The following is a 15,176-nucleotide window of genomic DNA, read 5'->3' as shown; positions in this document are numbered from 1 at the left end:
AAAATAATGAAAATTCTTATATACATGCTTATGATTTGTCTAGCTGTTACAGGATGTAGCATCGGGAAGCAAAATAATGCTCAAGAAAAACCAGAGCAAAAAAATATTTCCATGAGAAATGTTAATTATCAGGCAAATAATAATAAACCCAATGAAAAGGTTGCAGATCATTTAGCATCTTTAGCCTCTAGTATACCAGGGGTGAAAGATGCAACTGCGGTAGTTATAGGGAAATACGCTGTTGTTGGTATAGATGTAAAAGCGAAATTGGATCGCTCTCGCGTAGAGTCCATCAAATATTCTGTAGCTGAAAGCTTAAAACATGATCCAAATGGTGCAAATGCAGTTGTTGTGGCTGATATTGATACGTATGAACGATTAAAGCAAATGGGGAATCAAATTAAGCGTGGAAATACTGGCGAAGGAATTCTTGAAGAACTTGCTGCAATTGTTGGACGTGTTATGCCACAAGTACCAAATGATTTGATAGAAAATAAGGAAACAAATCCGATTAAAGCTAATGATAAACAATTACCGAAGGATGAAGAAAATGAATTAAGAAAAGAACAAGAGGATCAATCGAATAATCATCTGAAAAGGTAAGAAACACCCCGTGTTATAGGAACACGGGGTGTTTTTGTTGATTGTTAATATTCAGCTTATTGAAAGCGGAATATATGATGTAATAATATTTAAGAGGGGGATAGTTGCAATTATGAAAAAGAAAATCGTATCTATAGTTTATAGTCATAGTCTTTGCTTAAGCTTAATCGTTGGCTGTGAACAAAAGAAAGAAGAAAAAACGCCTTATCTTTTTATTTACATTTATTGATATCGTTTTGAAACAATAAATTCTACTAGTGGAATAACAATGAATGAAGAACAAAGTGCAATAAATAAAGGGAGATTTTGAATATTATCAAGTGAATATAAGGTCGAAAATCCTTCTGAATAAATCAATAAAATAAACATAATAATGACTAATACAAAATATCCAATTTTGAAACTTTTATATGTAATTTGTTGTCCCATTTCATCTTGACTTTCTTTTGAAACGCCGTTTGGATCGCCCCATGTAATATGATTGATTAAATAACTAAGTATTAAAGAAGCTCCCCAAATCGTCCCTCCTAAAATCGCTCCCTCAGTTATATATTTATATGTACCATGTATGAATAGCCCAAGCAATGATAGTACAGAAATTAGAAAAATAAACTTCTTCTGATTCAATATAGTCCCTCCTTACTCACTAACTGTAAAAAACTCTTTACAAATTAATAATATAAAATTGGTAGAGGATAATGTCAAATACATTTTACACAAAGATGGAATTTATGGTGATTCTTCATATTGTAATTTAGTAATGTATTAGAAGCTAAAAAAGATTTCACTCTAATTTGAATGTAAAAGTTAATGTTCGCATATATTTGGAAGGGATGTCAGATAAAATCAGGGGGTATATATGTCCACACTGTTAAAAGCTGGTGCAGATGCTGGAAATAACGGATTGAAACTAATGGTGAAAGGGCAACAGCCGATTTATATTCCAAGTATTTATTCACTATATATTGGGGAGCCTACAGGTTTATTAGACGAAGAGGATGTACCGATTTCTGAAATTGAAAAACATATTGATGTAACAATTTGTTCCCCATCCCTTATGTTAAACAACGTGCGTTATATTGTGGGGCAGAAAGTGATTAATGATCAGCTAAAAGGAACAGAGATTGAGAAAAAATCTGATAAATCTACAGATGAATTAATGGTATTAACGATTTTATCAGGTTTAGCAATTAGTGCTATGCGTCATAGTCCCAAATTGGATCATATTAATATTCGTTACGATTTATCAGTTGCTCTTCCGATGCAAATTATTACACAAGAAATTGCATCGGAAAACGCTAACCGTTATATGGGAAATCATAAAGTTATTTTTCATTATCCGAACGGAAGAGATGTAACGGTAAATGTCTCCATTGAGTTTTGCAAATGTTTACCTGAAGGTGCATCTGGTACTTGGGGGATTATATACGATGAAGATGGAAATGTCTTAAAACATAAAGTGGAAGGTGAAAAAAGTTCAACGACTGAGATAGATTTCGTTGACAAAACATTATTATCATTTGATATAGGAGCGGGGACAACCGAAGAAGTCGTTTCGTTTGGAGTGAATTTTAGACCGCAATTAAGTAAAGGGCTGTCATACGGTGTGAAAGAAACCTTATTACAAATAATTACGAGATGGAATCGGAAGTATCCAACAAAAACAATAGATAGTATTACAGAGTTCAATCAAATTTATTTATATGAGAAACACCCAAGGCATGCACTATTAGTAGCAGAATCCCAACAAGCACTTCTAGGCTTAGCTGCACGGGTTGCGACAGATATTATTAATAAAATTGATGATATGAAAGATGATCCATATGTATTTATCTATGGTGGAGGCGCGGTTATCATTAAAAATAGTTTGGAACTTATTTTAAAACAAAAAGGCCGTTTAAAAAATGTGATATTTGTAGATAATCCTCTTTTTACAAATGCACGCGGATTACTAGTTTATACATGTTCACCGCGATATAGAGAACATAAACAAAAAGAATTAGGATTTACAAACTTAACAATTAGTTAGCTGGTGTGAGTATGCGGTGTAAGAGGTATAAATGTGGCGATCGGGTAAAAGTATATTTAAATAAATCTGTATCTCCTGAGATGCTAGCTTGGATTAATAAGCAATCTGATATAACGAGATTTTTTTTATATGGCGCCGAGCAATTGTTTAAACAAGTAGGAGATATTGATGTATCTAAAACTTTACCAAGTGATCATGTTTTTTTTACGTATGTTGAACCTACTTCTATGTTTAAAATCGAAGTAAATCCTTTAAGAAACGTAATCAGGAGAAAGAACAAAAATACCGAATGTGTAGAAAATACACCTTGGGAGTCAATTAATGAGTTGGATTGTCCATACTTTTAAAGTAAATCAAAATAGATTGCCCACCACTTTACATATGAAATTAGTGGTGGGCTTTTTTGTTGATTACAGTTTTGAACAATAAGGGGGGTATAGCAACGATCCATTCTTTTGGGGTCACTAAAAATAGCCACAATCTGTTTTAGAAAAGATTGTGGCTATTTTTAATCTAATTTGCAACTTTTAATCGGAATAAGGGGTGAAAATTTTTAATTTTTTTTACAAATAACTCACAAAAGTAACATATTTTTATCTTACTTTATATATAAGGATTATTTGGTAAGTATTATTACTCAAAATAGTTACTACATATAAGGGAGACTACAAAATGGATATGGATTCATATTATTGGGAAATGGTCAAGAAGAATATTGGTGTATATTCTGAACAGGAACAAGAATGTCTTCGAAATAAGAAGGTCATTATTTTTGGATTAGGTGGGGTAGGAGGATATGAAGCAATTCTCTTCTCTCGGATGGGGGTTGGACATATTACTGGTGTTGATCCAGATGAATTTGAAGTCTCTAATATTAACAGACAAATGTTAGCGCTTTCTAGTGTTGTAGGTGAACCAAAAGCAAAAGTTGCAGAACAGGTAGTGAAAGATATACATCCCTATATATCAACAAACTTCTTACAAACAAAAGTAGATGAAGATAATGTAACCGAACTTATAAAAGGGCACGATATTGTAGTAGAAGCTGTTGATGATATGCCTTCAAGAGTTATTATTCATAGAACTGCTAGAGAATTAGGTATACCAAGTGTAGGGATGTCAGGTAGTCCTCCTACAAGAGGGTTTGTTTCTACATTCTTCCCAACAGGAGTTCCTTATGAAGAAGCATTGAATGTATCAATTGTAGGACATAAATTAACAAATCCAGAATTAAGACAACAAGTTGCGGATATAAAGAAAAGTCGTGCTTGGTATTCTGTAGAAAAAGGGGCACCAAAAAAGTGGGCACAAGATTTTTGTGATGGAAAAGTGGGATGGATCATTACACCAATGCGTGCTCATCTATTATCCCTATTTAGTTTTCATGAAGCAATACAAGTATTAACTGGTCGTGAACCTCTAGCTAGAGCCCCTAAAGGAATTGTTATTGATATGGATAGTCATATCCCTGTTCAAGTAAAAGAAGCCCCAAAGGATGGTTGGGATTATAAAACGCTGTAGGAGGAAAATAATATGTTAACCAAAAATAAAGATACGCAAAAGATGTATGAAGAAAGTTTCACGCGAAATATTGGTGTTATTTCTGTAGAAGAGCAAGAAAAATTAAAAAATGCTCGCGTTACTGTAGTTGGAGCAGGGGGGGTAGGAGGAATTACACTCATCCAACTGGCAAGAATGGGCGTAAGTTCTCTACATGTAATTGACCAAGATGTATTTGAAACAAGCAATATCAATCGACAAATGCTAAGTTCTATTAGTAGATTAGGAAAATCTAAAGCAGACGTCGCTTTAGAAGTTTTAAAGGACATTAATCCCTTATTACAAGTAGACGTAACAAAAGAATTTGTTACCGAAGAGAATGCGTTAGAGCTTCTGAAAAATACAGATCTCATTATAGATGCAACTGATAATTTAGTAGCGAGAGTCATTATCCATCGTACAGCCAGGATATTAGGGATTCCTTCTATATGGATTGCAGTTACACCTCCTTTTAGAGGTGGCGTGATGTCTTTAACTCCTGACTCTGTGCCCTATGAAATTGCATTAGGATATCCATCTTATCAGCAAGAGCTAACACCAGAAATGAAAAATATAATTCATGAATTAAAAGATGGACGTGCTCTTCATTCTGTCAAGCATGGTGCGGATGAGAAATGGGCAAATAGTTACGTACAAAAAGATCTTCCATGGACTGTACTGTCTCCTGTTGCAAATATTGTAGGTATTCTAGCAAGCTTTGAAGCATTTAAATTTATAATAAATCGAGAAGATTTAAAACCTGTCATAAGTCCAAATCTAATACAAATTAATCTTTCCAATCAAAATATGGTACATGTATCTGCACCTGAAAATGATAGTTGGGATTATACAACATTATAGATGAGGTAAGAGAATATGCTTCCTTTTTTGTTACTTGGAATTATTGTTATACTTTCTCTGCTTGTAAAGGATTATGTGCTAGCTGGTGTAGCTTGTTTATTAGGCGTTTTACTTGCTGTTGGACAAAGAACTTTATTACATCTTATTCAACAATATTCTTTTCCAATTGGTATTTTCTTTCTCATGCTCTTCCTTTTAGTGCCAATTACATCTGGAAAGATTACAAGTGAAAGCGTAATAAAATTAATTACTTCTCCTATCGGCTTAGGTTCCATTCTAGCAGGTTTTACTGTGTCATACATAGGAGGAAAAGGAGTAGGAGTTTTAACTATGAACCCTACGATTTTGTTAGGTGTCTTAGTAGGGACTCTTGTTGCCGTATTATTTACAAAAGGGTTACCGGCAGGATTAATTATTGCTGCTGGAATAATAGCTATCGTTTCTATGAAATGAAAGGAACATTCTAAATGAAGATAAAATGGACACATATTAGTTTAGTAGGTTTATTTTTGATAATTCTTATGTCGGGTTGCTCTAATAGTACAGAAACTTCTCAAAACGCTCAAACTTCTAAAGTGGTAAAAGAAAAATTAGAAATTCAGCAAGGAGAAGAAAAATTACATTTACTTCATAAAAACTTAAATAATAAAAAACAGTATACATCCGATGAAGTAATCTTATTTTTAGAACCATTTAGTGTACCGACTGCTCAAGCATTTGATGTACCAAAATATTCGTGGATGGATGAGTATGCTAGAAAAGGGTATGATACTTGGGCTATGGATTTCAGAGGGTTTGGTCATTCTTCTCACCCTCAAGAAATGTCAGAACCTCCTTCCAAAAATCGCCCGGTTATTCATTTGAATGATGCGACAAAGGATCTAGAAACAGTCGTAACTTGGATCAAAAAGAAGAGAAATGTGAAAAAAATTCATATCGTTGGATGGTCATATGGAGGCGTTGTTGCTGGTAATTATGCGATAACCCATCCTCAAGACATTAATAAAATCATTCTATACGGATATATGCATGGATTCGAGCTACCTATGATGACAAAACCTCTTGAAAATCCATTACAACCTAATCAATTTAATCCTGAGGCATCAGCCTATCAAATGGTGGACTTTGATAAAGGAATGCATCATTGGCATATGATGATGGGAAATAAAAAAATCGTTACAAATGAAGCGATGGATGCCGTAAAACAAGTATTTATCAATTCGGATCCTATGAGTGAGAAAAACAATCAAATGATCCGTCGACCAGTTGGTCCACTAGAAGATTTATATTCTATTTGGAATAATCGTCCTTTATATGATGTATCTAAGATTACTGCTCCAGTACTTGTCATTTATGGAGAAGATGATCTATTTGCAGATCGAAATATGATGTCAAAATTAACAGGCGCAAAACAAAAAAAAGAAGTTGTCATCCCTGATGCAACACACTGGGCTGTTTATGAAAAAAATCATTCCATCCTATTTGAACAAGTATTAAACTTTATAGAAATGAAAGAAGGAAAAAAGAAATGAACAAGCACATAACAATATTAGATGCAACTTTACGTGAAGGGGAACAACAATGTGGTGTTCGTTTTTCTAAGGAAGACAAAATTACACTACTTCATATGTTGGAAAATTTCGGAGTACCCCTTATTGAGGTTGGACATCCAGGCATTTCTAAAGAAGAAGAAGAAATTTGCAGAGAAGTTGCCGCCTCTGCAAAGCAAGCTGACATATTGATGCATGCTCGTGCGAAAAAAGAAGAAGTTCATGCGGTTTATCGTGCTGGGGCTGATTGGGTAGGAATTTGGGCGTCTATTAATCCTATTTCTTTACAAACAAAGTATACGAATCGATCAAAAGATTACGTTGTAAATCAAGTGAAACAAGCGATTGAAGAGGCTAAATCTTTAGGAATGAAAATCCGATTTACGATTGAAGATGCCTCACGAACCGCATGGGAGGATATCTGCCACCTTGGAGAAGTTGCTTATGAAGCTGGAGCAAATCGAATTAGTTTAGCAGACACTGTAGGAATTTGGGAGCCGAGTCATTGTGCGGAAATCGTGAAAAAGGCTGTTGAGGCATTCCCTTGTGAAATTGAAGTTCATCTTCATAATGATTTAGGGCTAGCAATGGCAAATGCTCTTGCTGCTATTGATGCCGGAGCATCTGTCATTGACGCGACTTTGTGTGGAATAGGTGAACGGGCCGGGATTGTTGATTTACTAAATTTATCAGTATTGTTATCTCAAAAATATAATCAATACTTTCAACTAAAAATGATTCCCGAATTAACTCAATCTCTTCAATTGGCAACGGGTTGTAAGGTAGATCATTGGAGACCGATTATTGGAAAAAATGTATTTACCCATACCGCACCATATCATAAAAAAGCTGTTAAGCAAAATTCTTCTGCCTATGAAGGTGTTCAACCTGAAATGATAGGAAGAGTACGGAGGATGCAACAAAAAAACATAGAAAGAAAAGGACCTCAGCTTTCAAAGTCTTTTCGAATTAGTAAACCATTTGTAAAGGGAGCATCTGAACTTTTATACCATCGCGATGGTCCAGGAGAACGTTGGGTACAGATGGATTATAGAACTGATGAACGTGCTTCATTTTATGTCATACAACGTGTATTTTATGACAACCATATGGATGAGAACTTAGCGGGACATGTAGATACTCACGCACATCATTGTGATAGTGCTTTTATTTTCTGGGGGAATAGAGTAGATGGTACAGGTCTTATATGTGAAGTGGAAATTGAAGAAGAATTACAAATCATTGAGAGTCCTGCATCTGTTTTTATTCCAGCAGGGTTAAAACATAGGTACAAGTACCTTTCAGGTACAGGAACGTATACAAACATTGTACTAGCGCCTAATTATAACTCTAGTTTGTTAGAGGAAAACTCGTCAAAAGCATTCGTATATTGATTAAATATAGGACAGTTTTTTTATCTGTTACTGTTATGATGATGTTTTAGTAAACCATCTGACTGATAAGAATATAAACAGTCTCAATGTTCTTTATGTAAAAAAATAAAAACAGATCGTATTCAATATGTTCTTTGAATGCTATCTGTTTTTTTAATGGCTCCAAAAAGAAAGAATTGTTGCCGTACCCTATTGCTATCAAGTTAAGAAACATATTGTTCTTCAATACGAAAAAATGAGGATACCTCAAAATAATAGCTTGATGGACATGCGGCGATCCCCTAATAAACTATCCTAATAGTCCAGAAAGAATAAACTCTTTATGGGTAATTGAGCATCTTATTAAGGGAGCAAAAAATAATTGGATTTCAAGGTTAGAATCTATTTTTTATGACAGATGAATTATCAAGAGAAAATCTAGAAACTGATATCTTAGCAGAAGAAGGTGTAGAGTAAAAAGGAGAGAGGCAGCTGAGATGCACGTATCTCAGTTGCCCCTAGTAGAGGTTGTCCACTATTTAACAATCGGGACATGCAGAAAGTAATTGATAATCGATATAGCTAGGGTCATAGTAAATGAATTGGTTTCCACCTAAGTTTAGCCATCCATTTTGTTCGTAATATACTTTATAAGCTTCGTTATGATGTAATGTTCGAATCACATTGCCACTCATAGAAGGTTGATCTCGTAAATTTACATTATCGCCTGTAATTGTAGCAATCCCTATATAGTTACAGTAACAAATATAACTAGGATCATAAAAAACAAATTCATTCCCACCTAAGTTTAACCATCCATGTTGTTCGTAAAATACTTTATAGGACTCATTACGATGCAATGTTCCAATGACATTGCCACTCATAGAAGGTTGATCTCGTAAATTCACATTATCACCTGCGATAGTAGCAATTCCTATATAGGAGCTATTAGGTCCATTGTTGTTATTATTTCCGTTATCCAAATCCACATAGGATATATTGCAATCGACATTGCTATTAATGCCTTGTACACTTCCGGTATCTGTGTATTGCCAAATATCACATTCCATTCCTGCCCCTCTTGGATTATAACGTGCAACCCACAATAAAGTATCTTGTAAGCGTGAAACGTTTAGACTATTTTGAAAGAAATATAGATTGCTGTAAACGCCGGTATTTATATACCCTGCATTTTTCAATTCTGTTAAAAATGCATTCACAGCATCTGTTAATGTATCCGGATCTAAATTTGCATCATTAACTTCTACATCGACAAATACAGGTGCAGTTAATGTTACGCTCTGTAAATTTTTAATGAAGAAAGCAGCCTCTTGTCTTGCATCATTAACAGAGATTGCCCGAAAAAAGTGATAAGCTCCTGTAAGGATGCCAACACTATTTGCACCATTGATATTGTATTGAAAGGTTGGATCGACAAAATTGGTGCCTTGCTCAGAACCTTCTGTTACCTTTGCAATCATAAAGTTTACTTGATTTGGATTATTCTTTACTTCGTTCCAATCAATATTTCCCTCATGGTGACTCACATCAATTCCAAATGGCATGATATAACACTCCTAATTTGTTTATTTAATTTTTTGAGGTATTATACTACTTTATATTCTCAGTCTATTAAATTGTTAATGGATGTGTATGGGTACTTATACCTTTTCTACTATTTGGGGTGATGTTTCAGACATGTTGTCCACTGTATATCCTGGTTCCGGTGGAAGTGGAAAAGCGTCTGATGTAAAGATCCAATTAGAATATGATTTATTAAGTGGCCAATTTCTGCATGTTCAGATTGCGCCTGGTAAACAAAACGATGTGAACTATGGAAGAGAAATTCAATCAACAGTAGATTTACAAGATCTATGTATTCGAGATTTAGGCTATTTTAGTTTATCTGATTTTGATGCTATCCAACAAAAGGGAACTTATTATCTTTCAAGATTAAAAATGAATACAAAGCTTTATCAAAAGAATGTAACCGCTATGTATTTTAAAAATGGCGTTTTAAAAAAGAACTCTCAATTTTTCAACATAGCTCTAGAAGAAATCATGCAACAATTACAACCCGGTGAATTATATGAGATTCTACTAGCTTATGTTGGTCGAGATTATAAATTTCCTGTCCGTGTTGTTATTTATAAACTAACGGCCGAATAAAAAGAACAACGCTTTAAAGCTCGAGCCTATAAAGAAAAAAAGAAACGTATTACCTATAGGGAATGAACAAAGAAGTTACAAGAAATTGTACCCTATAAAGGTTATCGTATTTGTTTTGAATTGAATGTACTTTCCATTACACATGATGTTGTATGATAATGATTTTTACTTTTATATGGAGTTCTTTCCATTCCTTATATGTATTCTTAAGTATATTTATCATCATTTCAGTGGGGAAATTTACTTCTATTGTCTGTTACTCGATTCATTTTTTTCTGTGATTTCTTATGATTAAACTGATAAGTAGGACAGCCTTTCACCTGTGTTTTTATTCGGAATACGCCACCAGCATATGGGTACACTTCTAATTGATTTGGATTCATTCTTGTTCGGGCAGTAGTAATGTATAATTCTGTTAAGTTAGATCCTCCAAATGTACATGAAGTTACATTGAGTGCTGGAACTGGCACTGTTAAAATCTTTTCACCAGTCATTGGATTCCATCTTGTGATTTTAGCGCCGCCCCAATGTGCAATCCATAAACAACCTTCTTCATCAATTGTCATACCATCAGGTAATCCTTCGTCATTAGGAATCCTAATGATATCAATTGGGTTACTAATTGTTCCAGTGTGTATATCATAATCAAAACGAGTGACTTTTTTAGTAGGCGTGTCAATGAAGTAAAGATACCGATGGTCAGGTGACCAAGCTAAGCCGTTGGATGTATTTACATTATTTAATTGCTTTTTTACGCTAAAATCAGTATCTAAGAAATATAAAGAACCTGCTGTATTGACTCCATATAAATCGGTAGTGCCCGACCAAAATCGTCCGGCAGGATCACACTTTCCATCATTAAAGCGATTTTCCAGCAGATGAGGTTCTGGGTCATGAATGTGCTTCAGTTCCTCTGTTTCAAGATTAAGAGAATGAAAACCCTGCTTCATTGCTAATATCATCCCACCGGATGTATCTGAAACGACACACCCGATTTGTTGGTCAAATAAAATTTCGCGATTACTATTTGTAGCCGGGTTATATATAAATAACTTTTTTTCGAGAATATCAACCCAGTATAGTAGTTGTTTCTGTTCATCCCAACAAGGGCCTTCTCCTAAACTTGCTCGTGCATCGACAACTAATTCTAATTTTTCTAACAATGTATTTTTCTCCTTTCCAAAAAGCTAACCTATATAAATTCGTTGAAAGGGGGCATACACCCTTTGTCTCAGAAAAATTTGACAATAAAAGTGTAGTAAATTATTATATGTAAAAATAACTTATAACAAAAATAGCAATGAAGAGAAGAGTAGTTAAGAATGATTGCATACAGAGAACTCCGGTAGCTGAGAAGGAGGAGTAAGAATCTTAATGAAAAAAGACTTGGAGCTTCGCAAGGAACTAATTAATTTAGGGATGATGCGGCGGGTTCTCCCGTTATAGAGATAGGGTATAAGCGAATTGAGCCGTACCTGAAGAGATTAATATGGTGACATATTAATAAACTGAGGTGGTACCACGAAGTAAACAACTCTCGTCCTCAAGATGAATAATCTTGGGGGTGGGAGTTTTTTTATTTTGAAAAAGAAGGTAGAAAATAAATATTAAATTTCATAGGGGTGAATTGTACATGCATTGGGCTTATCAAATAGCACATGAACTGATTCGAAAACATCCAAATAAAGAAACATTTGTATGCGCATCTGGAATTAGTCCTTCCGGTTCTGTTCATATAGGTAATTTTCGAGAAATCATTACGACTTACTTTGTTGTAAAAGCACTTCAAGATTTAGGAAAAAAGACACGATTTATATTTTCATGGGATGATTATGACCGGTTTAGAAAAGTTCCGAAAAACATTGATCCATCATTTAAGAAGTATATAGGTATGCCATACTGTGATATTCCAGATCCATATGGTTGTCATAAATCGTATGCAGAGCATTTTGAAAAAGAATTTGAAAAATCGTTGGAGGCTTTTGGAATTGAAGTAGAGTTTATTTATCAACATGAAGAATATAGAACTGGGAGATATAATCAACATATACTACACTCATTAAAAAGAAGAAAAGAAATCTACGATATATTAATGAAATTTAAAACGAGCGAATCGTCCGAAGATGAGCGAGAAACTTTTTATCCAATTACACTATATTGTAAGCAATGCTGCAAAGATTCAACAAAAATAACAAATTTTGATGAAACATTGGAAACAATCCAATATGAATGTGAGTGTGGGAATCGCAATGTATTATCAATAATGCAAACGAGTCATATAAAATTAAATTGGAAAATTGATTGGCCGATGAGATGGATGATGGAAGATGTGATTTTTGAACCAGGAGGTAGAGATCATTCAGCTGAAACAGGTAGTTATAATGTTTCGAAGGAGATAGTTAGAAAAATCTTTCATTATGAGGCACCAGATTATGTTGCCTATGATTTTATCGGAATAAAAGGTGACAATCAAAAAATGTCTAGTTCTGCTGGGAATATAATTACTCCAAGTGAGTTATTGAATGTGTATGTGCCAGAAGTCATTCTATTTATGTTTTCAAAATACAAACCAAATGCTACATTCCATATTGGTATGGATGAGGATGTACTTCGCAATTATACAGAGTATGAAAGGTACACGGAATGTTATCAAAATAAAATGTTAAATAATGAAGATTTATGTGGTGCATTGAAGCTTTCAAGAACGAATACTGAAAAAGCTAGACTACCAAAGTTTAATCAAGTAGCAGGTATCTTACCATTAGTGAATTTTGATAATCAAATTTTACAGGCAGTATTAGCAAAAACGGATGAAGACTATAACTTGATTGACATCATGAAAATAAGTAACCGTGCAAAACACTGGATTCGAAATTTACAGCCTCAAAAAATGATTGAAGTGAACCAAGAGAAAGATTGGGATTTTTACGAATCATTAGAAGACATACAGAAAAAATGGGTCTTGGAAGCTTGTGAAATGGTTCGTACAAATGCAAATAATCCAAATTTAATGGAACATATTTATGCAATTTGTCAGAATGAAAATAAAAAGGTAATGAAAGAGAATCAAAAATTACTTTTTAAAATCATTTATAGACTTGTTCTCAATCAACCGAGTGGTCCGCGAATTCCGCTACTTATACATGTAATTGGCGCAGGAAAGATGGTGTCATTATTAGATTTTCAAGACTAAGTAGAATGGAAAATAAATAGATTACAGTTAAAAAATGAAAGTGGAAAAGGGATGTAATAGCATCCCTTTTTCTACACCGCATCTTACATCATATCCAACCTTTTTCATCAGCAATACGAATGGCTTGAAATCTTGATTCAGCTTCAAGTTTTTGAATGGAGGATGATAAATAATTTCTAACCGTTCCGTTTGTTAAATACAATGTTTTACCGATTTCTCTCGTTGTCATTCCAGTTTTAACCATACGGAGTATTTCTGCTTCACGGTCAGTTAGTGGGTTATCTTCTTTTAAAAACAGCGTAGCAGCTAGATCTGTACTTACTATACGTTCACCATTCATTACTTTATGAATCGCTTCAATAAGAAATTCAATTGGTTCGTCCTTTAGTAAATATGCTTCCACTTTTGCGTCCATCGCTTTTTGTAAGTATCCTGGACGAGCAAAAGTTGTAACAATCATTATTTTACAGGGATGTCCAATAGTTCTTAATTTTTCTGCGATTTCAAGTCCAGTAATGTCGGGGATCTCGATATCGAGAAGACACACATCGGGTCGATGTTTTGTAATAATGTTCCAAGCATCTAGCCCATTTGAAACATCTGCAATCACTTCAATGTCATCTTCTAGTTTTAATAGAGAAACGAGGGCTCCGCGAAGCATCTTTTGATCTTCCGCAATTACGATACGAATCATTTTACTGCCGCCTTTCTTGTATCGTTTTACAAGACTAATTTGATTTTACTAGGTTTGTTGAAATAGGTATCTTTAAAATTATCGTTGTGCCGTTGTTTCTTAATGTATGTATATCTACTGTGCCATGTATCATCTTCATTCGTTCCCGAATTGATTGAACTCCAAATCCAAGTGAATCATGTTGAAAGCCAATCCCATCATCGTGTATTTTTATTTGAAACCATTTTGTATCCATTTTTTGAACGATTGTACAATGGTTTGCTTGGCTATGCCTTAGAATATTTGTAATAGCCTCTCTTATAGAGAGGGCAACCATTGTTTCCGCAACATTTGTCAGCAAAGGTGCGTTTCCGGTTGCATGAATTGTGAATTGGATACTGGCTGTTCGTAATAACTCACGTAGGTGATTTAATTCACTTTCAATTGATATATATTTCATATCAGTAACAAGTTCACGTACTTGTTTTAATGCAAAACGTGATGTGTCTAAAATATCATTTAATTCCTGTTTCGCCTGTGTTGTGTCCTTTTCTATTAATCGTATTGTCAGTTCACTTTTCAGTTTAATCATTGTTAATGTTTGTCCGAGTGTATCATGAAGGTCTCTGGCAATGCGGTGTCTTTCTTCTTCTTGGATATATCTTTCAATTTGAGAGTTTGCGGCGCTTAGCTCTTTTTGTAAAGATTTTGCTTTTTCCCGGACGTGGATGACAAATGGCTGTATAAGTTGAAGAATAAAGACAAGAAGAAAAGAAGTTTTTAATATGGAAAAAGGCTGACCAAAGGTATACCAACTAACTAGAAAAAACATCATTGCGATACCTGCTGTACCGATGCCGATATACAATTTAGATTGGGCTCTTCCTAATAAATTCCCGATGACAAAACCATACAAAAGTAGCCGTGATTCGATGAATATTGCAAGTAGTGCAAATAATACGCAGCTAAATAAACTAGAAAAGAGAAGGCGCCAATCTCTATACCACAATGCGAAGTAAAAAGACAACAAAACGAGCAGTAAAAGAACAATTTTTAAGAATAAGTTAATGGTTGTTTCTGCTCGAATTACATTGTAAATCAAAAGGACAATAAAAATAATATCTAAGTATAAGTACTTTTCAATTTGATCGTGGGGATAAATTTTTTTAAACATTTTACTACCCTC

The 15,176-nt window shown here is 34.3% G+C and carries 14 protein-coding genes, 1 pseudogene and 1 other annotated feature; of the genes and pseudogenes, 10 read left to right on the top strand and 5 right to left on the bottom strand.

Annotation, left to right across the window (positions count from 1 at the left end; genetic code table 11):
* The first annotated feature begins 6 nt into the window (after window positions 1-6).
* Window positions 7-603, top strand: coding sequence for a YhcN/YlaJ family sporulation lipoprotein (locus M014_RS0106380; RefSeq protein WP_026590973.1), 597 nt, complete (start codon window positions 7-9; stop codon window positions 601-603).
* Between the two features lie 222 nt (window positions 604-825).
* Here M014_RS0106380 and M014_RS0106370 read toward each other — a convergent pair whose 3' ends face one another.
* Window positions 826-1,230: a hypothetical protein gene (locus M014_RS0106370; RefSeq protein WP_026590972.1), complete on the bottom strand. Its 405-nt coding sequence runs from the start codon at window positions 1,228-1,230 to the stop codon at window positions 826-828.
* 232 nt (window positions 1,231-1,462) lie between these two features.
* Between M014_RS0106370 and M014_RS0106365 the strand changes: the two genes are divergently transcribed.
* From M014_RS0106365 to M014_RS0106335, 7 genes are all read left to right on the top strand, one after another.
* A complete protein-coding gene (locus tag M014_RS0106365) occupies window positions 1,463-2,632 on the top strand; it encodes a ParM/StbA family protein (RefSeq protein ID WP_026590971.1) in 1,170 nt (389 codons plus the stop codon).
* Between the two features lie 11 nt (window positions 2,633-2,643).
* Window positions 2,644-2,979 carry a hypothetical protein gene (locus M014_RS0106360; protein WP_026590970.1) on the top strand — a complete coding sequence of 112 codons (336 nt, stop codon included), beginning with the start codon at window positions 2,644-2,646 and terminating at the stop codon, window positions 2,977-2,979.
* A gap of 325 nt (window positions 2,980-3,304) precedes the next feature.
* Window positions 3,305-4,153: a HesA/MoeB/ThiF family protein gene (locus M014_RS0106355; RefSeq protein ID WP_026590969.1), complete on the top strand. Its 849-nt coding sequence runs from the start codon at window positions 3,305-3,307 to the stop codon at window positions 4,151-4,153.
* A 12-nt stretch (window positions 4,154-4,165) separates the two neighbouring features.
* Complete coding sequence (locus M014_RS0106350; protein WP_026590968.1) at window positions 4,166-5,032, top strand: HesA/MoeB/ThiF family protein; 867 nt, start codon at window positions 4,166-4,168, stop codon at window positions 5,030-5,032.
* A 15-nt stretch (window positions 5,033-5,047) separates the two neighbouring features.
* Window positions 5,048-5,485: a DUF441 family protein gene (locus tag M014_RS0106345; protein ID WP_026590967.1), complete on the top strand. Its 438-nt coding sequence runs from the start codon at window positions 5,048-5,050 to the stop codon at window positions 5,483-5,485.
* Between the two features lie 14 nt (window positions 5,486-5,499).
* Window positions 5,500-6,564: an alpha/beta fold hydrolase gene (locus tag M014_RS0106340; RefSeq protein ID WP_026590966.1), complete on the top strand. Its 1,065-nt coding sequence runs from the start codon at window positions 5,500-5,502 to the stop codon at window positions 6,562-6,564.
* Complete coding sequence (locus M014_RS0106335; RefSeq protein WP_026590965.1) at window positions 6,561-7,976, top strand: homocitrate synthase/isopropylmalate synthase family protein; 1,416 nt, start codon at window positions 6,561-6,563, stop codon at window positions 7,974-7,976. The genes M014_RS0106340 and M014_RS0106335 overlap by 4 nt, the downstream gene beginning before the upstream one ends.
* 518 nt (window positions 7,977-8,494) lie before the next feature.
* Here the strand turns inward: M014_RS0106335 and M014_RS0106330 are convergent.
* Window positions 8,495-9,520 carry a GH25 family lysozyme gene (locus tag M014_RS0106330; protein ID WP_026590964.1) on the bottom strand — a complete coding sequence of 342 codons (1,026 nt, stop codon included), beginning with the start codon at window positions 9,518-9,520 and terminating at the stop codon, window positions 8,495-8,497.
* Between the two features lie 124 nt (window positions 9,521-9,644).
* Here M014_RS0106330 and M014_RS26515 point away from each other — a divergent pair.
* Window positions 9,645-10,187: pseudogene (locus tag M014_RS26515) on the top strand (transposase); the annotation flags it as partial.
* A gap of 164 nt (window positions 10,188-10,351) precedes the next feature.
* On the opposite strand, the gene M014_RS26510 reads toward M014_RS26515, so the two are convergent.
* Window positions 10,352-11,287, bottom strand: coding sequence for an SMP-30/gluconolactonase/LRE family protein (locus tag M014_RS26510; RefSeq protein WP_051588551.1), 936 nt, complete (start codon window positions 11,285-11,287; stop codon window positions 10,352-10,354).
* A gap of 128 nt (window positions 11,288-11,415) precedes the next feature.
* Window positions 11,416-11,672 (top strand) — a binding site (T-box leader).
* Between the two features lie 85 nt (window positions 11,673-11,757).
* Here M014_RS26510 and lysS point away from each other — a divergent pair.
* Entirely contained in the window at window positions 11,758-13,317 is a 1,560-nt protein-coding gene (gene lysS / locus M014_RS0106315; RefSeq protein WP_026590962.1) for a lysine--tRNA ligase, read from the top strand.
* Between the two features lie 88 nt (window positions 13,318-13,405).
* On the opposite strand, the gene M014_RS0106310 is transcribed toward lysS, so the two are convergent.
* Both M014_RS0106310 and M014_RS0106305 read right to left on the bottom strand, forming a co-directional pair.
* Window positions 13,406-14,011: a response regulator transcription factor gene (locus tag M014_RS0106310; protein WP_026590961.1), complete on the bottom strand. Its 606-nt coding sequence runs from the start codon at window positions 14,009-14,011 to the stop codon at window positions 13,406-13,408.
* Between the two features lie 34 nt (window positions 14,012-14,045).
* A complete protein-coding gene (locus M014_RS0106305; protein WP_026590960.1) occupies window positions 14,046-15,164 on the bottom strand; it encodes a sensor histidine kinase in 1,119 nt (372 codons plus the stop codon).
* Between the last annotated feature and the right edge of the window lie 12 nt (window positions 15,165-15,176).

It is taken from the genome of Bacillus sp. UNC437CL72CviS29, assembly GCF_000482345.1.
GTDB classification, from domain to species: domain Bacteria; phylum Bacillota; class Bacilli; order Bacillales; family Bacillaceae_G; genus Bacillus_A; species Bacillus_A arachidis.
Note: the sequence above shows the minus strand (reverse complement) of the source record. Positions and strands in the feature narration are given on the sequence as shown.